This is a genomic window from Clostridium sp. D33t1_170424_F3, assembly GCF_015667585.1.
Lineage (GTDB): Bacteria > Bacillota > Clostridia > Oscillospirales > Acutalibacteraceae > Anaeromassilibacillus.
Map to the genome: position 1 here is coordinate 66,740 of NZ_JADPEG010000014.1, position 23,034 is coordinate 89,773.

A 23,034-nucleotide genomic window follows, 5' to 3' on the forward strand; every position below is an offset into this window, starting at 1 on the left:
GTCAAACGGGCTGCGGGCGCGCGGGGCCGCAACGCGGCGCGCGGCGGCGAGGTTCGGGGGGCGCAGTACCGCAATCGGACGGAAACCGGCCCTGCGTGCCCCAAACGGGGGAATTCCGCCAAAAGCAGGAGGCGAAAGGAATTTTCTGGAAGGGGCCCGCTTGTTTCTTCCGACTTTATCCATACAAATCCCGTTTTTTCCTTTACATGCGCCATAAAAGATGCTAAAATTTAGATTGGTACAGTGTGGGTGTATTGTACCGGAAGAAATACAATATCCTTAAAGGAGGAAAATATTATATGGCAAGACAGAGAAAAACCATGGATGGCAACACGGCTGCCGCGCACGTATCGTATGCGTTTACAGACGTTGCTGCTATCTACCCGATCACCCCGTCCTCTCCGATGGCAGATGAGACGGACAAGTATGCTGCAGTAGGCAGAAAGAACCTCTTTGGTAGAGAAGTACAGGTCACCGAGATGCAGTCCGAGGCAGGCGCGGCCGGTGCGGTGCACGGCGCTCTTTCCGCCGGCGCGCTGACCACCACCTATACCGCTTCCCAGGGCCTTCTCCTGATGATCCCGAACATGTATAAGATCGCAGGCGAGTTTTTGCCGGGCGTCATCCATTGCTCCGCCCGTTCCCTCGCAACCCATGCGCTGAGCATCTTTGGCGATCACACCGATATCAACGCGTGCCGCCAGACCGGTTATGCGATGCTCTGCTCCAACAGCCCGCAGGAGGTCATGGACCTGGGCGCTGTAGCGCATCTTGCCGCTATCAAAGGCCGTGTGCCGTTCCTCCATTTCTTCGATGGTTTCCGTACATCCCACGAAGTTCAGAAGATTGAAACCTGGGACTATGAGGATCTGGCGGACATGCTGGACTGGGATGCGGTTGACGCATACCGCCGCCGTTCCCTGAACCCGGAGCATCCGGTTACCCGCGGCACCGCGCAGAACGACGATACGTTCTTCCAGGCGAGCGAGGCCGGCAATAAGTTCTATGACGCGCTTCCGGCGATTGTTGTGGACTACATGAACCAGGTCAACGCGAAGATCGGCACCGATTACAAGCCCTTCAACTACTATGGCGCGCCGGACGCGGACAAGGTCATCATCGCGATGGGCTCCGTCTGCGAGTGTGCGGAAGAAGTTGTGGACTACATGAACGCCGCCGGCGAAAAGGTCGGTATGGTCAAAGTTCACCTGTATCGCCCGTTTGTCGCGGATTATCTAATTGACGCTCTGCCGGAGACGGTGAAGAGCATCTCCGTGCTTGACAGAACCAGAGAGCCGGGCTCCGTCGGCGAGCCGCTGTATCTGGATGTTCTGGCTGCCCTGAGCGGCACAAAGTTTGGCGGCGTGAAGGTTCTGACCGGCCGTTACGGCCTCGGTTCCAAGGACACCACCCCGGCGCACATCGTTTCCGTATTCCGCAACATGGAGAGCGATTCCCCGAAGAAGCGCTTCACCATCGGCATCGTGGACGACGTCACCAACCTGTCCCTGGAAGTCAAAGAGAATCCGGACACCACGCCGAAGGGCATCACCTCCTGTAAATTCTGGGGCCTTGGCGCGGACGGCACCGTCGGCGCGAACAAGAACTCCATCAAGATCATCGGCGACCACACCGACATGTACGCACAGGGTTACTTCGCTTACGACTCCAAGAAGTCCGGCGGCCTGACGGTTTCCCACCTGCGTTTTGGCGATAAGCCGATTAAATCCACCTATTATGTCAGCAAGGCCGACTTTGTGGCCTGCCATAAGCCCTCCTATGTCGACGAGTACGACATGGTGCAGGACGTCAAGCCGGGCGGCAGCTTCCTGCTGAACTGCCTGTGGAGCGACGAAGAGCTGGACGAGCATCTGCCGGCCAGAATGAAGAAGTATATTGCGGAAAACAATATCAACTTCTACACCATCGACGGCGTGAAGCTGGGTAAGGAAATCGGACTGGGCAGCCGCATCAACACGATCCTGCAGTCCGCCTTCTTCAGCATTGCCAATATCATCCCGAAGGATGAGGCGATCCAGTATATGAAGGACGCCGCCACCAAGTCCTACAGCAAGAAGGGCGAAAAGATTGTCGCCATGAACCATGCGGCGATTGAGCGCGGCGCGACCGAGTATCACAAGGTCAACGTGCCGGAGTCCTGGAAGAACGCTGTGGACGCGGAGAAGGTTATCGCCGCGACCGAGGGCAATCCGGATACCGTCGCCTATGTGGACGGCTTCCTGAATCCCTGCAACAAATATAAGGGCAACGAGCTGCCGGTTTCCGCCTTTGTCAACCTGGGCATGGAAGACGGCACCGCGCCGAACGGCTCCTCTGCTTATGAGAAGCGCTGCATCGCCATCGACGTTCCGAACTGGGTACCGGAAAACTGCATCCAGTGTAACTTCTGTTCCTATGTCTGCCCGCACGCGGTTATCCGCCCGATGGTCATGACAGAGGAAGAGGCGAAGAACGCGCCGGCCAGCCAGCAGTATAAGGACATGACCGGTATGCCGGGCATGAAGTTTGCAATCACGATCTCCGCGATGGACTGCACAGGCTGCGGTTCCTGCGCGCAGGTTTGCCCGGGCATGAAGGGCGAGAAGGCTCTCGTCATGAAGTCGATGGAATCCCAGCTGCCGAGCCAGGAAGGCTTCAACTACGGCCGCAAGCTGGCTCCGAAGCCGGAGGTCCTCGAGAAGTTCAAGGAGGCCACCGTCAAGGGCAGCCAGTTCAAGCAGCCGCTGCTTGAGTTCTCCGGCGCGTGCGCAGGCTGCGGCGAGACGCCGTACGCCAAGCTGGTCACCCAGCTCTTCGGCGACAGAATGTTCGTCGCCAATGCGACGGGCTGTTCCTCCATCTGGGGCGGTTCCGCACCGTCCACCCCGTACACCATGAACGAAAAGGGCCACGGCCCGGCATGGTCCAATTCCCTGTTTGAGGACAACGCGGAGTTCGGCCTCGGCATGACGCTGGCACAGAACGCGGTGCGCGGCAGACTGGCCGAGTATGTGGAGAAGATCGCTGCTTCCGAGCAGGCTTCCGCAGAGCTGAAGGACGCTTGCAAGACCTATCTGGATACCTTTGATAACAGCAGCACCAACCGCGCCGCCACCGACGCTCTGATTCCGGAGCTGGAGAAGGCTGCCGCGGCAGGCTGTGAGCTGTCCCAGAAGGCCCTGAAGGACAAAGATTTCCTCGCGAAGAAGTCCATGTGGATCTTCGGCGGCGACGGCTGGGCATATGACATCGGCTTCGGCGGCCTGGATCATGTCATCGCTTCCGGCGAGAACGTGAACATCCTGGTGTTCGATACCGAAGTGTACTCCAATACCGGCGGCCAGGCTTCCAAGTCCACCCCGATCGGCTCCGTGGCGCAGTTCGCGGCAACCGGTAAGGCGACGAAGAAGAAGGATCTCCCGGCAATCGCGATGAGCTATGGTTACGTCTATGTGGCGCACATTGCAATGGGCGCGGATATGAACCAGACCATCAAGGCGATCAAGGAAGCGGAGAGCTACAACGGCCCGTCCCTGATCATCGCTTACGCGCCCTGCATCAACCACGGCATCAAGGGCGGCATGAGCATCGCGCAGAAGGAAGAGAAGAAGGCGGTTGAGGCTGGTTACTGGCAGAACTTCCGCTACGATCCGAGACTCAAGGAAGAGGGCAAGAATCCGTTCATGCTCGACAGCAAGGCGCCGACCGCCAGCTATCGCGACTTCATCATGGGCGAGGTTCGTTACAACTCCCTGACCCGTGCGTTCCCGGAGCGTGCGGAGAAGCTCTTCACAGAAGCGGAGCAGGTAGCCAAGGAGAACTACGAGCATCTTGAGAAGCTCGCAAAAGGCATTACCGAATAAGATCAATCGCATCGATCCGCATAGACCTTTGTGACGGAACAGGTGAGCCCCCGGCTGCAATCGCAGCCGGGGGCTTTTTTATGCACGGAGATAAAAACAAGCCCGGAAAGAAACCCTGCAAGAGGAGTTCTTTCCGGGCCTGTTTTATAAGAGAGGCGAATGCAGCGTTAAGAAACCGTGACGGAACAACAGCGAACCGGCGCTTGTCCGGGGAAGGAAGCGTACACGTTGGTGCTGCCCGGCGCGACGCCCCGTACGGAGACATAATAGTTGCCGCCGCTGTAGTGCAGGCCGCAGGTGGCGAGCACCTCCCCGTTGCCTGTGGTAAAAGTCGGGACCTGCAAAGCTCCCTGCGGTTTGAGCAGAAAGGTGTATGTGTCCCCGGCCTTCACAGAAATCTGCTCCGGCGTATCGCTGGTGAGGGAAGGGGTTCCGGCCGTATTGCCGGTTAAAAAGATGGCGCAGTATTCGTCCAGTGTAATGCCGAAGTTATAAATGGCCGCTGCGGCCTCCTTGCCCACATACCGCCAGTGCCATTCCTCCGTCTTATAGCCGGTGATCGGCTGCGATCCCTCCGGGTAGTGAATGATGAAGCCGTATTTGTGGATGTTGTCCTTTGCCCATTGGTATTCGGCGGTCTGTCCAAAGCGGTTGTAAGGCTGCGTTGCGTTTTTGACGTCGACCACCAGGCCGGTCTGGTGGTCGGAATGCCCTGCCCGTGCGCTGTAAATATCCGCGCCTGCCGCGCCGTCCCGCGCGGCATAGCGCGCGTACAGGGACTTTTGCGTGGAATAGCTGCGGTAGGCCGACTGCGCCCGGATGGTATAGCCCGCCGCCCCGGCGTCTGCACACAGGGCTTCAAAGGCGTCCGCCGCCTCGCGCCGCATCTGGTTGGCGGAACCGGCGGCCAGGCTGGGGGATAAACTGCGCAGGTCGGCGGGCGCGTAGCCGTCCGGCAGCTTCCAATATTTGTTGCAGAGAACCAGCAGGCTGTCCGGGTCGGCCACGGTCTGTATATCCGTGTAAAACGGACGGTTCAGGCCGATGTTGACCTGCGTCACCACATCCCACGCCTCCAGCTCCGGGTGTTTTTGCTGATAGGCAAGGTAATCCGCCCGGTTGCTTTCAAGATAATGCAGACAGGCGGCATACGGGTCGGCTTCCGGTTGATCGTACCGGGCCGTTTCGTGGTAGGGCATGTCCGCGGGCGGTGCGGAGTCGGACGACTGTTTAAAAAAGGGAGCGGTTGACAGCATTGGGAAGGAAAGGGCCATCGCTACCAGTAAAAATTGTTTGAAGGAATACATGGTTCTGTTTCTCGCTTTCTGTATGTATGGCTGCTGTGATTGAACGCATCATGAGAGATGCAAAGTGATTTCAACGATTTCAGGGAGGGATAATATGAAAAACCGGTTCAGTCGTCGGATGCGCGGGCTGATTCTGTGTCATAAAATTTTTGCTTGCAGAAGGGATGTTGGCTGGAACAATAAAAGCAGCCTGACGAATGTATGCTGCGCCTGATCTTTTTGGTCTGGTTGCGGTTCCCTGCGGCCTCAGACAATCAATGCGATTTGCTTAAACTTGCCTGTTGAGCGGAAAGATTACCTGTATTTTACACTTTTTTTGGAACGGATGGAAGCTTTTCGGATAAAAGACATTGCGGATTGACGGGGGTTAAGAAGGTAACAGGTGTTTACGCACATCTTCAAGCCCTCTTAATGTTAATACCAATTAGATGTCGGTTTTCTTGCAGAGGCTGTGCGAAATAGCTGGATTTTATAGATTTTGCGTGTGCGGATCGGCTTAGAAAAGCAGGGTTTTGATCTGGTTTCCCGATCGGTATTGAGATAAATAAAACAAACTTTACGCTGAAATGTGTTCTGCATTTGCTTTTAGTAATACAAATTGACGTCCTTTATCTGACGAAAGTGAAAAAAATTACAGCTTGCACAATCCGTTGACATTCCGCAATCCTGTGGTACAATATATGGTATGCCACGGCGGAGCAAAGGAAACGATCCCCATAGGGGCCGCCGGCTAAACATATAAGTGATACGGAAGGATGACATCCCATGGGAGTTTCAGAAAATGCCAGACTGGTGCTGGAAAAACGATATTTAATCCGGGACGCGGAGGGTAACACGGTGGAGACGGTGGACGGCATGTTCCAGCGCGTGGCGGGCGCGATCGCCTCGGCGGACCTGCTGCACGATAAAAACGCGGATGTGGAGCAGACGAAAAAAGTATTTTATGACCTGATGACCGATTTGGAGTTCCTGCCGAACTCCCCCACGCTGATGAACGCGGGCCGCCCGTTGGGGCAGCTCTCCGCGTGCTTTGTGCTGCCGGTGGAGGACAGCATGGACGCGATCTTCGAGGCGATCAAGCAGGCCGCGCTGATCCACAAGAGCGGCGGCGGCACGGGCTTTTCCTTCTCGCGCCTGCGCCAGAAGGGCAGCACCGTCAACTCGACCGGCGGCGTGGCGTCCGGGCCGATCAGCTTTATGAAGGTGTTCAACATGGCGACGGAGGCCGTCAAACAGGGCGGCACCCGGCGCGGGGCCAATATGGGCATCCTGCGCGTGGACCATCCGGACATTCTGGAGTTTATCGACTGCAAGAGCAGCAACGCGGAGATCACCAATTTCAATATTTCCGTCGGCCTGACGGAAGCGTTCATGAACGCGGTCGAGACCGGCGGCGACTATGAGCTGGTGGACCCGCATACCCGGCAGGTGGTGAAGAAGCTGCGCGCGCGGGATGTGTTTGAGCGCATCGTGGACGCGGCGTGGCGCAACGGCGAGCCGGGCATCATCTTTCTGGACCGCCTCAATCGCGACAATATTGTGCCGTCCCAGGGGGAGATTGAATCCACCAATCCCTGCGGCGAGCAGCCGCTGCTGCCGTATGAGTCCTGCAACCTGGGCTCCGTCAACCTGACCCGCATGCTGAAGGAGCAGGACGGTACATATGTGTTTGACTGGGAGAAGCTGGAGCGCACTGTCAGGCTGGCGGTGCATTTCCTGGACAATGTAATTGACGTCAACAAATATCCGTTGGACAGCATCGACTTTGTAACCAAGCAGACGCGTAAAATCGGGCTGGGCGTGATGGGCTGGGCGGACAGCCTGCTTCTGATGGGGATTCCCTACAATTCGGATGAAGCGGTCGCGCTGGGCGAAAAGGTGATGAAGTTTATCACGGCCTGCGGGCGCGAGGAGAGCGCGGCCCTCGCGGTGCAGCGCGGCGCGTTTCCGCTGTTTGAAGAGAGCATCCTGCCGCAGGAGACGCCCCAGCGCAACGGGACCATCACAACCATCGCGCCCACGGGTACGCTTTCCATCATTGCGGGCTGTTCCTCCGGCGTGGAGCCGGTCTTTGGCTACGTCTATATCCGCAATATCATGGACGGCACGGAGATGGTGGAGGTCAACCCCATCCTGCGGGCGGAGCTGGAGAAGCGCGGTCTGTATTCCGACGAACTGATGAAGCGGATTGCAAAAGAGGGAACCATCGCGCATATTGAAGAGCTGCCGGAGGATTTGCGGCGTGTGTTCGTTTCCGCGCACGACATCAGCCCGGAAGACCATATCTGTATGCAGGCGGCGTTCCAGCGCGGCACGGATAACGCGGTTTCCAAGACGGTCAATTTCTGTCACGATGCAACGCGGGAAGAGGTGGCGGAGGCGTACAGCCTGGCTTTCCATCTGGGCTGCAAGGGCGTCACCATCTACCGCGACGGCAGCCGCAGCGAGCAGGTGCTGAACATCGGCAAGGTCAAAAAGGACGGGGAAGCCGAATCCGGGGCGCCTGCGGGCCCGATTGTGCCGCGCCCGCGTCCGGACCTGGTGCAGGGGATTACGGAGCGCGTGCAGATCGGCTGCGGCAACCTGTATATCACCGTGAATTACGACGACAAGGGCATCTGCGAGGTCTTCACCAACACCGGCAAGGCCGGGGGCTGCCCGTCCCAGAGCGAGGCGACGGCGCGCCTGGTTTCCATCTCTTTGCGCAGCGGCATCGATGTGAAGACCATTGTCAACCAGCTGCGCGGTATTCGCTGCCCGTCCACGATCCGCCAGCCGGGGCTGAAGTGCACCTCCTGCCCGGACGCGATCGCCCGGGTGATCGAGAAGGTCTGGAAGCAGCAGGTGGAGCTGGGCAGCTGGAAGGAATTTGCCGCGCCCGCACCGCAGCCGCGCGGCAAGGTCGATATTGCGGGCCGGATGCATTTCTGCCCGGAGTGCGGCGAACAGCTGGAGCACGAGGGCGGCTGCGTGACCTGCCGCCAGTGCGGTTATTCGCATTGTTCTTAATTAGAAGAGAAGGACACGCTGCCAAACAGCCCTTTTGTTTACCTTGCGGGTTATTGCTGAAACGTGTTTTTCCGCTTTTCTGAGAAGCGGGACCTGCGGTCGGCTCGCACCTGCGGTGATGTTCATTTTTCATCTTGCAGGCAATGGCTAAAATGTATTTATCCACCTTTCGAAAAGGTGGCGGGATCAAAGGGCAGCGCCTTTTGCCGCTCCTCGCAAGGAGCGGAACGTACAACGTCTCCGGGGCCATTGCAGAATACCAAACTGTAACGTCCCCTTGGGCTATTTCAATGAGAAGTTGTCTCACAATTGCGAGTATACAAAAAAATGGCTGGATCAAAGCGATCCAGCCATTTTTTTGTGCAAACATCCTTGTGATACAGCCCCTTATTCTTCTTTCAATACACGAATATAACTTTTAACCAGTTCGATTTTCCGCTCTGATAAATCGCTGACATCCACCGGCTTCTCAACACCGCCGTAAAATCTCGAAATTGGCACACGGAAGAAACCTGCCAGCTTCAATAAATTTTGCTGCGAGATATTGGTTCTTTGACTTTCATAATTTGCAATCGTTGACTGTGGGATTCCTACCAGTTCCGCCAAATCTTTCTGGGAGAGCCGCCGTGCAATTCTTAATTCATACAGGGTCTGGCTAAATGTTGGGTAGGCCATGAATGCTAACCCCTCTCCAACAATCTGACAGCGGCGGAATACGGGTGATAAGAGAGTGCTTATAAATGGTTTTATTCAAGCCTCTATCTACAGAGGGAGACAGCCATTCCCGATCTTTGAAATCGCCCATCAGTACCCGCCTTTCTGCTTTGTATATGAATGATTATATTACCTTATGAACTTAAAAACAATTCACATAAGTTAACTAAGGTTCATTTGCTTATTAAGCTTGGTAAAGGTGGCTTGAATGTGAAAGTTTTCCAAGGGTAAATGGAGGAAAAAGTTTATCATAGAAGGTTTTAATAGGTCTGCAGAAAAGAAGCTCCTCTGGAAAGCGATTTAAAAAGGCAGATAGGTCGAGCAGAAAGAGAAACATTGAGTAGACTGTTAAGTTTTATAAAAAAGGAACAGGAGATCTCTTTAGAAGAATGTTTTGTGGATGGCTTTTTGTTAGGAGTACGAATGACTTTAGGTTTCAAATAAAAAAGAAACCCTTTACCAAATCATACGGTAAAAGATTTCTTAGTATGTAAATGAAAATATATTTAATTGGCTTTCTTCAAAGCGTCAATATCCTCGCGCATTTCCATGGTAACGCGTTCCAAAACCTTAACGCGGCTCTTCAACTCCGCTTGTTCAGCAACGTCTGGCAGGCGCTGTAAAATGTCGTGGTGCCCTTCCGCGATCTTTTTGATGTCCGGCACAACGGTGGTTTCAATAATGGCGTTGACCTGATTGATGATCCGCTTTTCAAGGTCAATGAATGTTTGGTCAATCTTAGAAAATCTCTGGTCAATTTCGGAGAATTTCTGCTCCATCCGGCCTGTAATACGTTTTTCCTGTTCCGCCAGCTTTTGATCCACCTGACCGATAATGCGCGTCTCCTGTTCCGTCAGCTTTTGATCCACCCGGCCAATAATGCGCGTCTCCTGCTCCGCCAGCTTTTGATCCACCCGGCCAATAATGCGCGTTTCCTGCTCCGCAAACTTTTGATCCACCCGGCCAATAATGCGCGTCTCCTGCTCCGCAAACTTTTGATCCACCTGACCAATGATGCGCGTTTCCTGTTCCGCCAGCTTTTGATCCATCAATTGTGCGATCGCCAGCAAATCGTTTTGATCCAGCATATTCCCAACCCCTTCCCAATGCAATCAGTATAGCATGTTCCCACAGCGTTCTCAAGGGAAAAGACTTCGCCGTCATTATTTTTCACAGAGGTCGTTTTGACTGTCTATCCCGCGCAAATTGCCCGCTTTTTCCTCAATACAGTAGCGCGGACGGGCTTTGACCTCGCTGTAAATTTTGCCGATATATCCGCCCACCACGCCAATGCAGAGCAGCTGGATGCCGCCAAGCAGCCAAATGGAGGAGACGGTGGCGGTCCAGCCCGCCACGGCGTTGCCGGTGAAATAGGAGATCAGAGCGTAAATCAGCCCGAAGACGCTCAGTACGGAGACGAAGATGCCCAGCCGGGAAATGATTTTCAACGGCTTAACGCTGAACGAGGTGATGCCATCCAGCGCAAAGGAGATCATCTTCTTCAAAGGGTATTTGGATTCGCCGGCAAAGCGCTCGTGCCTGTCATAGTAGACGTAATCGCTGCGAAAGCCGATCAGCGGCACGATGCCGCGCAGAAACAGATTGACTTCGCGGTACTCGGAGAGTGCGTCCAGCGCCCGGCGGCTCATCAATCGATAGTCCGCATGGTTGTAGACGACCTCCACGCCCAGAATCCGCATAACTTTATAAAAGCCCTGGGCAGTGCTTCGCTTAAACGCGGTGTCGGTTTCACGCTTTTTTCGTACGCCGTATACCACGTCGCAGCCTTCCTGATATTTTGTTACAAATTCATCCAGCACCTCAACGTCGTCCTGCAGGTCCGCGTCCAGACTGATAGCGCAGTCGGCGTGCAGGCGCGCTTCCATCAGGCCCGCCAGAAGGGCGTTTTGGTGCCCGCGGTTGTGCGCCAGCTTCAGGCCCGCAACACGGGCGTTCTCTTTGCTGAACTGTTCAATCAGTTCCCAGGTGCGGTCCTTGCTGCCGTCATCCACCAGGAGCATGCGGCTGGCCTCGTCCGCCAGACCGGCGGCCTGCATGGTCTGCAGTTTTTTTGTCAGGCGCTTCACCGTTTCCGGAAGGACCTCTTCTTCGTTATAGCATGGAATCACCAGGTATACCGTCGGCATCCGGCGACGCCTCCCTTCTCATTTATTGTCTTTGTCATCTTTTTTGCCGGACGCGCCGGCCAGGGTAAAGAAAAATCCGAAAATGGCGAGGATCACGCCGATCACTACGGAGCTGCTGGAAGCGAGGATCAGCGCGATGCCGAATAAAATTGCCGCGATGCCCAATAATTGCAGCCGGATCTGATTCATTCCACATGCCCCTTTCTGTTCAGGCCGCCCTTGACATGAAACAGCCGGCGGCGGGCCGGCGCTTCCGGATCGCAGCGGCGGGTGAAGAACCAGTAGAAGCCCAGCAGCAGAAAGCCGCCCAGACTGACAAATGCGCCGAGCTTCAGTCCCGGCGTTTCATAAGTAAAGCGGATGGTGCTTTCGCCCGCGGGAACGCGCACTGCCATAAAGCCGATATTGACCTGCTCGATCTGCGCGGGCTGTCCGTTGACCTGCGCGCTCCAGCCGCCCTCGTACGGCACGCTGAAAAAGACCAGCCGGTCCTTGTCCGCTGTGATTGCGGCGGTAAAGCCCTGGTTGTCGCGCGTGAAGGAAGAGCAGGACATACTCCGGCGCGCCAGACAGTCGGCATAGTAACCGGATTTTGTATAGGTAACGGCTTTGGCGTCCTCAAAGTGGTTGAGGATATCGCCGTAGCGCAGAGCCTGCCCGTCGTCCAACACCATGGTTTTGAGCAGAAGCAGGTGCCGGTCGTCCTGCGGCGTGTTTTCATATTCCTCTCTGGTGATATAACTGTCGTAGCAGAAGCCCATCGGAATATAATACTCGTTTTCCCAGATGTCAAAACCGTTGCGGGTATCGACAAAGTTCCAGCCGGGCATTTTGGTTTCTTCGTCCTCTTCGAAGGTTTTGCCGGTTTTAACGGGGTCCAGCAGCCAGCGGCACGAAGTGAAGCCGCGCAGGCCGTAGTATTTGACGTCCGGCCGGGAGGCGACGTCGCGCTGCACGCCGATGGTGGGGTAAAATTCCATCAGAGAGCCGGGCACGATACTGTGAAAGGCCTGAATGGTGGGAAGCTGGAAAAACATCGCCTGGTTGTCCATGCCGTCGTAGACGTCGATGCGGCTGTTTTCCATGCCCTCCAATTGTAAGTCCCTGCCGCCGTTGAGCGAGTAGGGCAGCATATGGATGTGGTTGTCTGCGCTCTGCGTTTTCCCCAGTGCGATGAAGTACAGGGAATAGATTACGGTGATCACCGCGACGCCGCACATGCAGGTTTTGGCAAACTGCCTGACCCATCCCTTCCAGCGCTTTCGCGGAATAAAGACACGGCCGCGCGCCAGCTCGGCCTGCCTGCGCAAGCGGAGGTAGGGCAGGTTCCGCAGCAGAATGGTAAGCAGCAGCAGGCTGAGCATGGCAATCGCCACATACGCCCAGAAACGGGAAGGATATGCTTCCAGACCGATGCTGAAGCTTTCCACCCCGTCCGTTGTCTTGGTCTGGACCATCAGGCCGATGGGAAGGGCAATGCCCATTGTGATGCCGGCGGTCCATTTGATCGCGCGCTTCCAGTCGGTTTTTTCGTATTCCAGGGAGGTCAGCGTGGCCAGCGTTATCATCAGCGTGAGCATGTAGAACCAACGCGCGTAGTAGCTGGAGTTAAAGAGCTGGAACGCGGAGTTTAAAATGGGCACAAACGCCATCAGGAACAGCAGGGGCAGCAGCGTTTTAACCCAGTGCTTGCGTCGGCTCTGCAGCAGGCCAATCACACCGGTCATGCTGAACAGCGGCAGCCATGCGCCCAGGGAGGCCCATTTTGACTCGGAGTCGGGGGTAAAGTTGGGCCGCGCGGGGATGTCCGGCGGGAAAAAGAAACATTCCAGGATGTGGATGTAGCGCTGGTTCCATCCGTAGAGCAGAGCGCCCCAGCCGCTGGGCGGATTGTCCACGCGGGGATTCTGCACGACACAGAGAATCGTCGGGATCAGCAGGACGCAGGAACAGAGTACGCCAAGGACCGACTCGCAGAACAGAAGCAGAAAATCGCGGAGGGAAATTTTCCAGCTCCTGGTGAGCAGGCGCAGAAAAAAGTAGATCAGGCAGAATACCACCTGTCCCACAAAGAAATAATAGTTGACAAAGCAGCAGGTAAAGACCATCAGGGAGAAGACGCCGCGCCGTTTCGTGGCCATATACTCGTCAAGCGCCCAGAGCAGCAGAGGGAAGAAGACGATCGCTTCGTGAAAATGGTTGAAAAAGATGTTATAGACGGAGAACCCGGAAAACGCGTACAGCATGCCGCCCAGCACGGCGTAATCCGGCGTTTTGACGTACCGCTTCAGGTAGATAAACCCCGTGAGCGACGCACAGCCGAATTTGAGAATCAGCAGCGGCCCCATCAGATAGGGAACGGCCTCGCTGGGGAAGGGAAGCGTCAGCCAGAAGAACGGGCTTCCCAGCAGATAAAAGGAATAGGAGCCGATAAAATTGGCGCCCAAGTCGGTTGTCCAGCTCCAGCCGGTGTTGCCGCTGCGAATCGCGTCGTGGCACATCTGGTAAAACGGGACCTGCTGCACGTTAAAGTCGCCGTAGAACAGGAAATGCCCGTTGTCTAAAAGGATAAATGGAAGAAAGAATACAAAGGAAATCCCCATGCCGTAGAGCAGGGCTTTCCAATAATAGCCGGAGGCTTTTTCGGAAAAACGCAGTCGCGTCACAGAATCACCTGACTTTCATATTTTCACGGCTGATGGCCGTTTTCTTTTGGGAGAGTGGTAATTTTATCCACAAGATGGTATCATTATAGCACACTCAATCTGCAATTCCTTTTTTAGAACGGAATTTGTTTTCTTAAAATTTGCAGCCGGAATGATGGAATGGTTACGCAGCTTTCAGAAGTTTCGCTTATTATAGCATATTCATCTGACGGAACAAAGCAAAATATGCGGACGGGACCGGCGCGTCAGGGCGCTTACGGTTTCCGAAACCCGCGCGCAGGGATCAACTTTTTGACCTGTTAAAGCATCTAAAGAAAGAATGGGTCCGCCGCGCCGCGGACAGAGGGAAAGAGGATGTCACATTTTTTTGCCATGTTATCGAGAATGAAATACATTGACCGCTGGGGCCTGATGCGCAATACCCGGCGGGAAAATTTATGCGAGCACAGCTTTGAAACGGCGGTCATTGCGCATGCGCTCGCCGTTTTGCGCAATGCACGCTTTGGCGGAAGCGTCAGCCCGGAACGCGCCGCCGTGCTGGCGCTGTTCCACGACGCGCCCGAAATCCTGACGGGCGACCTGCCCACGCCGGTCAAATACTACAACCCGGAGATCCGCGGCGCGTACAGGGAAGTAGAACTGGCGGCGGAACGCAAGCTGCTGAACATGCTGCCGCAGGATATGTGGCCCGCCTATGCGCCGCTGCTCTGCGAAGGGGAAGAAGAGGCGGCGCTGCGCAAGCTGGTGAAGGCGGCGGACAAGCTCTCCGCGCTGATCAAATGCGCGGAGGAGCGCGGCATGGGAAATACCGAATTCAGCAAGGCTGAGCTGTCTTTGCAGCGCGCGGTGCGGGAAATGCATCTGCCGGAAGCGGATTGCTTCCTGGAGGAGTTCTTGCCGTCCTATGCGCTGACGCTGGACGACACCTCGGTGGAAGTGGGGCCGTAAAAAACGGGAAATAAAAAATAGCTGGGTTTTCCCAGGTCCTGAGTGCTTTTAGATGAACCCGACAGAAAGGAATTTTTTTGTTACGTTCAAAGGTGAAAAATCTAAATGATTTTCTTAATGTAATAAAAAATTTGTCGTTGTATGAAAGCAAACGGCTTTTTGATTTGTGTTGCCATATAGAGGCGTTTATTTTGTTAAATGTCCGCCGGAAAACTGCTGTATGCATCAGACAGATACAAAGAGCGTTGCTTTGCAATTTTAGAATTTTAATAAATAAAATTTTACAGGAGAATTGTTTTTTCGCCGGAATCCGGTATACTATACCTGTTATACGTGAATTTATCAACGGCCTTCGGGCCGCGATCTAAGGAATGATATTGTGAACCAAACGACCAAACAAAAGAGAATGCGTCTGATCCGCAACATTGCCGTGCTGGTCCTGAGCGTGATCATGCTGATCGGCGGCGTCGGCTGTGTGTATGTGGATGTTATGCTCGGACAAATTGGCTATATTGATGATACCAAGCTGTCCAGCTTGCCGAGCATTTCGCTTCCAGCCGATTCCGAAACCAGCAGCACAACGGAAAGCACCGCCAGCGAGGACCCGATTCTCGGCGAACTCGGTACACTGGGCGGCTTGTACCACGACGACGCGATCACCAATATATTGCTTCTGGGCGTGGACGATTACCAGTCGAACGACGTGGGACGCAGCGACAGCATGATGCTGGTTTCCGTGGACAAGCGCCACGAAAAGCTGAAGGTCACCAGCTTCATGCGCGATATGTATGTGGCGATCCCCGGCTATAGCAGCAACAAGCTTAATGCGGCGTATCCGCTTGGATATTCAAAAAACGGCGCCGGCGGGGGCGGAGCGCTGGCGGTTTCTACCATTGAAGCCAATTTCGGTGTGGATATTGACCGATTTGTGCTGGTGAACGACTCGGCGTTTAATGAAATCATTGACAATCTGGGCGGTGTGGAGATCACGCTCACCGCGGCGGAGGCCCGTCTGGTCAACCAGTATTCCGGCGATCCGCGCCGCAACCTGAAGGCGGGGACGTTTAACCTCAGCGGTAAGCAGGCGCACTACTATTCCCGCATCCGCGCGATCGGCGACGATTTTGAGCGCACGGAGCGCCAGCGCAAGGTGCTCGCCAGCCTGGTTGATAAATTTAAATCGGCGGATATCGGTACCATTAACAACGCGCTGTACAAATGCCTTGGCTTGGTGAAAACCAACATGACCAAAGACGAAATTTTGTATCTTGCGGCGAACTCTTTAACCTACATGAATTATGAGATGCAACAGCACCGCGTACCCGGGGATACGGAATACTACAACGCCAATGTGGCGGTTGGTTCCGTGCTGGTGCCGGACCGCAAAGCGTGTTCCAAGTCGCTGGCGGCGTTCATCTTTGAAAACGATCTGCCGGAGAAATCATAAAAAACGAAAAGAAAAAGGATTTGAGATCAAACGGTCTCAAATCCTTTTTATATTGCTCCGTTTGGCGGTGTACTTAATATTAAGAAAGAAAACAGATCCCAAACACACAAAGCCGTTGATACGCGGCAGCGTGATGTTGAGACAGGGACGTTTGACTTTTGCACAGGCCGATATTAGAATAAAAGAAAACAAATTTGCGGACCTGATCAACAGACGCTGTGGAGGATTACCTTGAAAATAGAGATAAAAGAGCTGAAAAAATCGGATGTTCCAAAGGCGATTCAATTTGCGATAACCGGGATGCATTTTAACTGGTATCTGGACAGTAAATTTTTACTGAACCTCTATGGAAGATATTTCTGGTATTTGGAGATCACCCGCGCCACGCAGGTGCTTGCGGCATATGTGGACGATCAATTCACAGGCGTACTGCTCGCGGAAATGAAAGGCGAGAAGAAAACGCAGCCGTCTTTCTGGAAGCTGCGCTATGTCAAACTGTTTGATGCGCTGCAGCGCGCTTTTTTTAAAGGCGGTGCGGGCGTATACGATAAAACCAACAAGGCCATGCTTGCGGAATATCTGAAAAATCATTCACCCGATGGGGAGCTGGTCTTTTTGGCCGCTGACCCGGATAGGAAAGTCAAAGGGATTGGAAGCGCGCTGCTCTCCGAGTTTGCGCGCAGAGAGAAAGGCAAAACGATTTATCTGTTTACAGATGACGCCTGCACTTACCAGTTTTATGAACACAGAGGCTTTGAACGCTCGTGTCAAACAGATATCGTCCTCGATATGGGCAAGAAACAGGTTCCATTAAAATGCTTTATTTACAGCAAGACGCTGTAATGACAAATTCGGGTTGAATGGATAAAACAGGGAAGGGGGAACGCCTGTGACACCGCGGAAAGAAACAAAAGAGACTACGACTGTGCAGGAAAAAGTGCTGGGCACGGCCATTCTGGCGGCGGCGACGGCGCTCTTTGTGGCTTTTACCGTATTCCTGGGCCGTCCCCTTCTGGAGATGGCGCAAAACCCGGAGGCCATGGAGACCTTTTTGGCAGAATGGGGCGCGCTGGGCCGGTTGGTCTTCATCGGCGTCCAGATGCTGCAGAGCCTGCTGCCCATTCCGCTGGAGCTGACCACCGTGGTGGGCGGCTATGTATTCGGTCCGGTGGAAGGCACGCTGCTGACTATGTGTGCGGTGCTGCTGTCCACCACGCTGATTTTCCACATCACCAAACGGTGGGGCGCCAAGCTGCTGAATCTGTTCTTCCCGCCTTCCCGGCAGGAGAAGCTGCGGATTTTCCGCAATCCCAGGCTGCGGAACGCGCTGACCTGGGTGATTTTTTTGATTCCCGGCACACCCAAGCGCCTGTTTGTCTTTTCCGCGGGCCTGGTCCCGCAGAGCTTCGGCAGGTTCCTGCTGATTTCCACCGCTGCGCGCCTGCCCACGATTGTCGCCTGCAATTTTGGCGGCCATGCAATCGGAGAGGGACAATACGAACAGGCGATTACAATACTGGTTATACTAATCGTATTGAGCGCCGTGGGCGCGTTTGTCTATTGGGCGGTCAGCCGGCGGAAAAAAGACCGCTCATGACGGGTACAGGATACGGGAAATCTTGTCCGCATCCTTTTTCAGGACGTAGACGTAATACATGGCGGGAATCTGTAACGGAGACGGTTCTCCGCTGAACCGCTGGCGGCTGGTGGAATCCCCCGGCAGAGGGGCAGTGATCGCGCGGGGAGCCTTGACCTGATTTTTATATGGAATATGATGTTCCCGCAGGGCGTTGCACAGCCGGGCGCTTTCCTCACAGGAAGCGCCGCTGTAAACAAGCTTCCATCTCCAGAATAACAGCATGAGAATCCCTCCGCTCTTTTTTCTTCATCATAGCGCCGTACAAATTCTTTGTCAACAATTTGTACGGTTGTTTAAGCGGGGATGAAAAAGTTTCTCATAAAGGGTGAAAAGAATGCTACAGAACCAGGCTGACGTAAGGGAGATCAATATACATGGCATGACGGCGGGCGACGCAAAACGCCGCCTGGAGCAGTTTCTGACGAAGCTGCCAAGCGGCGTTTCAGAGGTCGTGGTCATCCACGGGTACAATGGCGGAAAGGTCCTGCAGGAAATGGTGCGCCGCCGGCTGAAGCATCCGCGCGTGCGGGCCAAGCTGCTCAGTCTGAATCCGGGAGAAACGCATCTGCTCATACGGGACGTACCGGCGCGTCCCCGTCATTGTAACCGTGTGAACGAATAACGCATCACACGCTGCAGCCGTTCCCGCCCTTTTTTGATATGTTTGGACACAGTCCCCGCGGTCAGACCCAGGGTTTCCGCCACCTCGTTGACGCTTTTACAGTCAAAGTAGCGCAGTGTGATGCAGGTGCGCTGGCGTTCGGTCAACTCCCCCTCGATTGCGTTATGTAAGGTTTGCAGTATCCGGCGGTATTCCGTATCGGCTTCTTCGCCGCTCCGCGGCGCGACAAGCCTGTCCCCGAAGAGGTCGAGGCTCAAATTGGACTTCCGTCTCATCGTCTTCCTCCGTTCTCAATCAGAAACCGCCCGGTGTGCAGGCAGTCCAGATACATGGCGTACAGCAGTGCGATGCGCGCGCTGTACGCATCGGTTTGGGAATCGTCTTTCTGTTTGGCTTCCCGCCGGAGAGTGCGGACACGGTCCCGCAATCGCTCCGCTTCCTGCAAATAGGCGGTCCCCCAGTCAATATAGTTCATGGTGTGTTCTCCTAATAGTATCTTTATAAGATATGATATCTTTATGTTAACACTGCGGGTGAAAAATGTCAACCTTGAGGTGAACAAATGTTTCCAAAAAATTTTGAAAACCCCCTTGACAAAATGCAAAAGAGTGCGTATACTATAGTACAGAGTTACAGGACAGAACAATCGTAAGTTTGCGCGATATATTTGAATAAGCGCCATGCACTTTGCATACTGTCAGGATTGACAGTCGGGTCCGTAAATTCCAGCCATTGAAGAGCAATCTTCAATGGCTTTTTTATTTTAGCATATAAAAAATGCCCCGGATTACACCGGAGCGTCATAGGGAAGCAAACCATTGATTGGTCACGGTATCGCAATTGGCAGAATGCTGAATGTTTGGCAGTATATAAACGCTACCCCTGCTCTCTGCGGGAGAAGCGTTTATACACTGTCAGTCTTTATGTATAAAAATATGGTATAATACCGGCTCTTTTACGTGAATAATTTTCACGGGATCATTGTGGGCGTCGGTATTCGAAACCATTCAAATGCTGTTGCGGCGGGTATTAACGGAAAAACCTTTGTACCGCTATTGGATCTCACGTAACGCCGCAAATAAATCCCGGGTTTTTTGGCTGTCATTGAAACTGATATATAGATCGACGTCGCTGTTTCGCTCGATAAATAGGGTGGGCGATGAATCCGCATTGACAAAGAGTTTATGTTTTCCTAAACTTGCTGATTCGAAATTCCCTTTTAGTGTGCTTCCAATGCCGCCAAAACCGTTGGTTCTTCTGCCAATACCGATTTCCCGCATGCTTTTTTCAATCAGAGTCAGATTCTTCACATCGGCAAAATCAATTTTCATGCCATACATGCCTTGAATCTGGATCTGTTGATCGGCCAGTTGAATATCCGGTTCTTTGATGCCGAAGAATAACAGGATCGCGCAGACGGCAAGAATGATGATGGTGAGAACTGGCTTGATATCGGTCCATATCCATTTTCTCTTTTCGTTCATATGTTTTATCCTCCGGTTTGTTGTTTTGGGTGGCGTGGTATGCGTTTTTTGTCATCGGCAAATCACGAAAGCAGGCTGCTGACCAGCAGAGAAACGCCGTAGATCACCGGCTGATGCAGCACATAAATCACCAGCGCGTGGCGGCCCAGCCAGGAGAGAAAAGGCACGCGGGATGGATACGTCCATTCGGGGAAGCGCCCCTCCGCGGCGAGCAGGCCCAGGCTGGTCCCGGCGAAGAAGACGAAGATCCAGGGCAGCAGCGGAAAATAGTCCGCGGAATAAAACGCATGGGTGTGGAAGCCCAGCGGCGCGAGCCAGTCGGTGGCGTACAGGGCGGCGGGAAGGAAGACGGAGGCCGGGCCGATCCCGAGCGTCCCGGAGCCGACTTCCCGGGTGAGCAGGTACAGGACGGAGCATACGGCGGCCGGCCGCCATTGGAATTTGCGTTCCGAATGGAGCAGGAAGCGCTGCGCCAGGCCGTATACGATCATGCAGACGGCGAGAAAATGCAGGATGCCGAAGGTGATCAGTTCTTCCGGTACCACCAGCCAGGTGGCCAGCGTGACAACCAGTGCGACCGCGGCCAGTTTCAGCCCGCGCCGGGTGTTGGAGCGCGACAGGTTGGAGGAAATGCCGGAGATCAGGATAAACAATCCTGCAAACCATGGCTCTGCGGGCATGAAGAAAAACAGCAGCGTTTTGCCGATTGGCAGATTAAACAGGTACGCGAGCGTATAAAAGGCGTGGTAAAAAACCATGCAGAGTACGGCAAAGCCGCGCAGCTCGTCCATCAAGTAAATCCGGCGGCGGGGGGATGCAGCTTCCATGGGGCAATCTTCCTTTCCAATTATGAAATGCGCGCGAAAGGGAATACTTCCTTCAAGGCGCTTTTTTTGTTATAATAGACCGGTAAAAACAAACTGTAAGCCATTATAACAGGAAGTGGAGGCAAATACAATGAATGGAAAGACGTACACAAAGGAATTTACCGTGACGCCGGCGCTGCTGGCGACCGCTGTCGGGAGCGGCAGCGTGGACGTGCTGGCGACGCCGATGGTCGCCGCGATGCTGGAGGGCGCCGCCGCCGCGCTGGCGCAGGAGGATCTGGCGGAGGGCCTGACCACCGTCGGTTCCCGGATTGAGATTGAACACCTCTGCCCGACTGCCGTGGGGGTGAAAGTGAGCGCCACAGCGGAACTGACCTCTGTGGAGGGCCGCGTCTATCATTTTCGTTTGGAAGCGAAGGACAACGCGGGCGTGATCGCGCGTGGAACACATGCGCGCGTCAGCGTCAAAAAGGAAAGTTTTCAGGCAAAGGCGGCAGAACGGGCGCGGCAATCATAAAATTTGGCAAAAAACCACCGTGGACAGATTATTTGATGGACAAATGGAAACGAGTGGTGTATAATATTGTCTAATGTGCTGAAAATGCCGTAATTCAGGGTGTGATGAAACGCCCATTGATTTAAGGAGCGTGTAAAATGAAAAGACTCAAGAAGTGCCTGGCCGCAGTGATGGCTCTGGCGATCATGGCGACGGCCACCGCGTGCGGCGGGACGGACAAGACCTGGGCAGTCAAAAATGACAATCTGACGGTGCCGATCGGCGCCTATATCTACAACCTGTATTCCGCGTACCAGCAGGCGGACAGCCAGAAGGAAGACGGCTCCAAGCCAGTTCTGGAACAGCAGATTGAGGGTAAGGACGCGGCGGCCTGGATCAAGGACAACGCCCTGCGCCAGACAAAGTCCATCCTGGTCATCGACGACAAGATGAAGGAATTTGGACTGTCCCTGACCGAGGACGAGGTCAAGCAGGTCAGCAACCAGACGGCGAACAACTGGACGTACATCGGTACGGATATGGACACGTACGGTGTGGCGCAGTCCTCCTTTAACCTGGCGTACTCCGATTATTATGCGAAGTACAGCAAGGTGTTCGATGCGATTTACAACAAGGGCGGCACGCAGGAAGTGCCGGAGGCCGATATTAAGGATTATTTTGTAAAGAATTATACGGCGTTTTCCTATGTGCTAGCTTCCCAGTACGACATGACGACCGGCGAAGCGATGAGCGACGATGAAGTCGAGCAGGTCGACAAGGATTTCAAGGAATATGCAGATAAAATCAACGCGGGTGAGATGACCATCCAGGAGGCCGCCACGGCGTACCAGACGTCTTCCGGCCAGGAAACCCAGCAGCTCAACACCGGCGTGGAGGATTTTGTAAAGAATCCGTCCTCGTATCCGGAGGAGTTCTCCGCCGCGCTGAATTCCATGAAGAACGGCGAGGCGCGCATGGTCGACGCCGCGGGTATGTATAAGATCCTGCTGGTCAAAGAGGACGTCACCGCGAAGGTGCAGGAGCAGCTGGACAACGATACCAACCGCCAGAATATCCTCATCGCGATGAAGAGCGACGAGTTTAAAGACACAATGAACAAGTGGACGGACGAGTACCAGGGCGCGACCGTCAATGAAGGCGCGATCAAGGACTACAATCCGACTATGTTTGTGCCGAAGGAATCCTCCTCCGTACCGGTTTCCTCTGAAGAGGAAGCACCCTCTTCAGAGGGCGGCGAGGAATCTTCCTCTTCCGAGGCTGCGTAAAAGTGAAGTTGAAGAGGCCGCTGCGCATTGCGCAGCGGCCTCTTTTCATGCGGCGTCAGTTACAAACATCTTTGAGGTAATGCCAAGCTCTCGACTCCGATGTTATACTGTTTTGCAGAGGTGAGGGGAATGTATCGGAATATACGGGATTTACGTGAAGACCATGATCTGACGCAGAGGGAAATTGCCGCATTGCTTTACGTAGCGCAAAATCAGTATTCTGTGTATGAACGCAGGCAGCGCCGCATCCCGGTGGACAGCCTGATATTTTTCGCGGACTTTTATCATACCAGCGTGGACTATTTACTGGGCCGCACAGACGTCAAACAGCCGTATTCAGCAAAAAAGAAACGACGGTAAGAGGCTTTGCGGGGCGTTGTGTTTAAAATTTGCATAAAATGAATAAGGGGCTGACGCACAGAAAAACGCGTCAGCCTCTGTTGATGAAACTACATGTTTCTTTTAAAGTACCCGTTCACTTACTTTTCTCAGAAAGAGAGGCCCTCCGACCGGGAAGCTCGTTTGAGGCGAAAGCCTCGCTCAAGGTTTTGAACGGCCATCGCCGCAGGCGCGAAAGAC

At 54.2% G+C, this 23,034-nt stretch carries 22 protein-coding genes; 11 read left to right on the forward strand and 11 right to left on the reverse strand.

What is annotated here, in order from left to right; genetic code table 11:
* Positions 1-299: 299 nt before the first annotated feature.
* Complete coding sequence (gene nifJ / locus I4V53_RS10465) at positions 300-3,863, forward strand: pyruvate:ferredoxin (flavodoxin) oxidoreductase (RefSeq protein ID WP_195985642.1); 3,564 nt, start codon at positions 300-302, stop codon at positions 3,861-3,863.
* 167 nt (positions 3,864-4,030) lie between these two features.
* On the opposite strand, the gene I4V53_RS10470 is transcribed toward nifJ, so the two are convergent.
* A complete protein-coding gene (locus tag I4V53_RS10470; protein ID WP_195985643.1) occupies positions 4,031-5,170 on the reverse strand; it encodes a M15 family metallopeptidase in 1,140 nt (379 codons plus the stop codon).
* 765 nt (positions 5,171-5,935) lie between these two features.
* Here I4V53_RS10470 and I4V53_RS10475 point away from each other — a divergent pair.
* Positions 5,936-8,179, forward strand: a complete 2,244-nt coding sequence (locus I4V53_RS10475; protein WP_195985644.1) for a vitamin B12-dependent ribonucleotide reductase — start codon at positions 5,936-5,938, stop codon at positions 8,177-8,179.
* 387 nt (positions 8,180-8,566) lie between these two features.
* On the opposite strand, the gene I4V53_RS10480 is transcribed toward I4V53_RS10475, so the two are convergent.
* Positions 8,567-8,854 carry a helix-turn-helix domain-containing protein gene (locus I4V53_RS10480; protein WP_195985645.1) on the reverse strand — a complete coding sequence of 96 codons (288 nt, stop codon included), beginning with the start codon at positions 8,852-8,854 and terminating at the stop codon, positions 8,567-8,569.
* Between the two features lie 327 nt (positions 8,855-9,181).
* Here I4V53_RS10480 and I4V53_RS14205 point away from each other — a divergent pair, with 327 nt between their 5' ends.
* Complete coding sequence (locus I4V53_RS14205) at positions 9,182-9,337, forward strand: hypothetical protein (RefSeq protein ID WP_353616512.1); 156 nt, start codon at positions 9,182-9,184, stop codon at positions 9,335-9,337.
* 62 nt (positions 9,338-9,399) lie between these two features.
* Here the strand turns inward: I4V53_RS14205 and I4V53_RS10485 are convergent, their stop codons facing one another.
* From I4V53_RS10485 to I4V53_RS10500, 4 genes are all read right to left on the reverse strand, one after another.
* Positions 9,400-9,981: a hypothetical protein gene (locus I4V53_RS10485; RefSeq protein ID WP_195985646.1), complete on the reverse strand. Its 582-nt coding sequence runs from the start codon at positions 9,979-9,981 to the stop codon at positions 9,400-9,402.
* Positions 9,982-10,056: 75 nt separating this feature from the next.
* Positions 10,057-11,040, reverse strand: a complete 984-nt coding sequence (locus tag I4V53_RS10490) for a glycosyltransferase family 2 protein (protein ID WP_195985647.1) — start codon at positions 11,038-11,040, stop codon at positions 10,057-10,059.
* Positions 11,041-11,058: 18 nt separating this feature from the next.
* The gene (locus I4V53_RS10495; protein WP_195985648.1) at positions 11,059-11,229 is read right to left on the reverse strand and encodes a hypothetical protein; all 171 of its coding nucleotides are present in this window, start codon (positions 11,227-11,229) and stop codon (positions 11,059-11,061) included.
* On the reverse strand, positions 11,226-13,706 hold the full coding sequence (locus tag I4V53_RS10500; protein WP_353616508.1) for a YfhO family protein: 2,481 nt from the start codon (positions 13,704-13,706) through the stop codon (positions 11,226-11,228). The genes I4V53_RS10495 and I4V53_RS10500 overlap by 4 nt, the downstream gene beginning before the upstream one ends.
* Before the next feature lie 354 nt (positions 13,707-14,060).
* Here I4V53_RS10500 and yfbR point away from each other — a divergent pair, with 354 nt between their 5' ends.
* The 4 genes from yfbR to I4V53_RS10520 all read left to right on the forward strand — a co-directional run bounded on the left by yfbR (position 14,061) and on the right by I4V53_RS10520 (position 17,698).
* Entirely contained in the window at positions 14,061-14,654 is a 594-nt protein-coding gene (yfbR, locus tag I4V53_RS10505) for a 5'-deoxynucleotidase (protein WP_195985649.1), read from the forward strand.
* A gap of 379 nt (positions 14,655-15,033) precedes the next feature.
* Entirely contained in the window at positions 15,034-16,101 is a 1,068-nt protein-coding gene (locus tag I4V53_RS10510; RefSeq protein ID WP_353616509.1) for an LCP family protein, read from the forward strand.
* A 231-nt stretch (positions 16,102-16,332) separates the two neighbouring features.
* Positions 16,333-16,944, forward strand: a complete 612-nt coding sequence (locus tag I4V53_RS10515) for a GNAT family N-acetyltransferase (protein WP_195985650.1) — start codon at positions 16,333-16,335, stop codon at positions 16,942-16,944.
* Positions 16,945-16,990: 46 nt separating this feature from the next.
* The gene (locus I4V53_RS10520; RefSeq protein WP_195985651.1) at positions 16,991-17,698 is read left to right on the forward strand and encodes a TVP38/TMEM64 family protein; all 708 of its coding nucleotides are present in this window, start codon (positions 16,991-16,993) and stop codon (positions 17,696-17,698) included.
* On the opposite strand, the gene I4V53_RS10525 is transcribed toward I4V53_RS10520, so the two are convergent.
* The gene (locus I4V53_RS10525; protein ID WP_195985652.1) at positions 17,693-17,962 is read right to left on the reverse strand and encodes a hypothetical protein; all 270 of its coding nucleotides are present in this window, start codon (positions 17,960-17,962) and stop codon (positions 17,693-17,695) included. The two genes, I4V53_RS10520 and I4V53_RS10525, sit on opposite strands and share 6 nt — an antisense overlap.
* A gap of 112 nt (positions 17,963-18,074) precedes the next feature.
* On the opposite strand from I4V53_RS10525, the gene I4V53_RS10530 reads away from it, so the two are divergent.
* Positions 18,075-18,362, forward strand: coding sequence for a Smr/MutS family protein (locus tag I4V53_RS10530; RefSeq protein WP_195985653.1), 288 nt, complete (start codon positions 18,075-18,077; stop codon positions 18,360-18,362).
* Here the strand turns inward: I4V53_RS10530 and I4V53_RS10535 are convergent.
* From I4V53_RS10535 to I4V53_RS10550, 4 genes are all read right to left on the reverse strand, one after another.
* Entirely contained in the window at positions 18,338-18,637 is a 300-nt protein-coding gene (locus I4V53_RS10535) for an RNA polymerase sigma factor (protein ID WP_195985654.1), read from the reverse strand. The genes I4V53_RS10530 and I4V53_RS10535 overlap by 25 nt on opposite strands.
* The gene (locus tag I4V53_RS10540) at positions 18,634-18,837 is read right to left on the reverse strand and encodes a hypothetical protein (protein WP_195985655.1); all 204 of its coding nucleotides are present in this window, start codon (positions 18,835-18,837) and stop codon (positions 18,634-18,636) included. Before I4V53_RS10540 ends, I4V53_RS10535 begins: the two co-directional genes overlap by 4 nt.
* Positions 18,838-19,414: 577 nt before the next feature.
* Positions 19,415-19,846: a hypothetical protein gene (locus I4V53_RS10545; protein ID WP_195985656.1), complete on the reverse strand. Its 432-nt coding sequence runs from the start codon at positions 19,844-19,846 to the stop codon at positions 19,415-19,417.
* A 62-nt stretch (positions 19,847-19,908) separates the two neighbouring features.
* Positions 19,909-20,673 (reverse strand): heparan-alpha-glucosaminide N-acetyltransferase, encoded by a 765-nt coding sequence (locus I4V53_RS10550; RefSeq protein WP_195985657.1) that lies wholly within the window; start codon positions 20,671-20,673, stop codon positions 19,909-19,911.
* Positions 20,674-20,803: 130 nt separating this feature from the next.
* On the opposite strand from I4V53_RS10550, the gene I4V53_RS10555 reads away from it, so the two are divergent.
* From I4V53_RS10555 to I4V53_RS10565, 3 genes are all read left to right on the forward strand, one after another.
* Entirely contained in the window at positions 20,804-21,190 is a 387-nt protein-coding gene (locus I4V53_RS10555) for a thioesterase family protein (RefSeq protein WP_195985658.1), read from the forward strand.
* 137 nt (positions 21,191-21,327) lie between these two features.
* Positions 21,328-22,455: a hypothetical protein gene (locus I4V53_RS10560; protein ID WP_195985659.1), complete on the forward strand. Its 1,128-nt coding sequence runs from the start codon at positions 21,328-21,330 to the stop codon at positions 22,453-22,455.
* A gap of 129 nt (positions 22,456-22,584) precedes the next feature.
* Positions 22,585-22,815, forward strand: coding sequence for a helix-turn-helix domain-containing protein (locus I4V53_RS10565; protein ID WP_195985660.1), 231 nt, complete (start codon positions 22,585-22,587; stop codon positions 22,813-22,815).
* The last annotated feature ends 219 nt before the right edge of the window (positions 22,816-23,034 follow it).

Coding starts and splice junctions, on each gene's coding strand:
- I4V53_RS10560 (WP_195985659.1), top strand. CDS start 21,328: ATGAAAAGACTCAAGAAGTGCCTGGCCGCAGTGATGGCTCTGGCGATC.
- I4V53_RS10550 (WP_195985657.1), bottom strand. CDS start 20,673: ATGGAAGCTGCATCCCCCCGCCGCCGGATTTACTTGATGGACGAGCTG.
- I4V53_RS10565 (WP_195985660.1), top strand. CDS start 22,585: ATGTATCGGAATATACGGGATTTACGTGAAGACCATGATCTGACGCAG.
- I4V53_RS10540 (WP_195985655.1), bottom strand. CDS start 18,837: ATGAACTATATTGACTGGGGGACCGCCTATTTGCAGGAAGCGGAGCGA.
- I4V53_RS10485 (WP_195985646.1), bottom strand. CDS start 9,981: ATGCTGGATCAAAACGATTTGCTGGCGATCGCACAATTGATGGATCAA.
- nifJ (WP_195985642.1), top strand. CDS start 300: ATGGCAAGACAGAGAAAAACCATGGATGGCAACACGGCTGCCGCGCAC.
- I4V53_RS10545 (WP_195985656.1), bottom strand. CDS start 19,846: ATGAACGAAAAGAGAAAATGGATATGGACCGATATCAAGCCAGTTCTC.
- I4V53_RS10525 (WP_195985652.1), bottom strand. CDS start 17,962: ATGCTGTTATTCTGGAGATGGAAGCTTGTTTACAGCGGCGCTTCCTGT.
- I4V53_RS10475 (WP_195985644.1), top strand. CDS start 5,936: ATGGGAGTTTCAGAAAATGCCAGACTGGTGCTGGAAAAACGATATTTA.
- I4V53_RS10470 (WP_195985643.1), bottom strand. CDS start 5,170: ATGTATTCCTTCAAACAATTTTTACTGGTAGCGATGGCCCTTTCCTTC.
- I4V53_RS10535 (WP_195985654.1), bottom strand. CDS start 18,637: ATGAGACGGAAGTCCAATTTGAGCCTCGACCTCTTCGGGGACAGGCTT.
- I4V53_RS10530 (WP_195985653.1), top strand. CDS start 18,075: ATGCTACAGAACCAGGCTGACGTAAGGGAGATCAATATACATGGCATG.
- I4V53_RS10495 (WP_195985648.1), bottom strand. CDS start 11,229: ATGAATCAGATCCGGCTGCAATTATTGGGCATCGCGGCAATTTTATTC.
- I4V53_RS10480 (WP_195985645.1), bottom strand. CDS start 8,854: ATGGCCTACCCAACATTTAGCCAGACCCTGTATGAATTAAGAATTGCA.
- I4V53_RS10555 (WP_195985658.1), top strand. CDS start 20,804: ATGAATGGAAAGACGTACACAAAGGAATTTACCGTGACGCCGGCGCTG.
- yfbR (WP_195985649.1), top strand. CDS start 14,061: ATGTCACATTTTTTTGCCATGTTATCGAGAATGAAATACATTGACCGC.
- I4V53_RS10490 (WP_195985647.1), bottom strand. CDS start 11,040: ATGCCGACGGTATACCTGGTGATTCCATGCTATAACGAAGAAGAGGTC.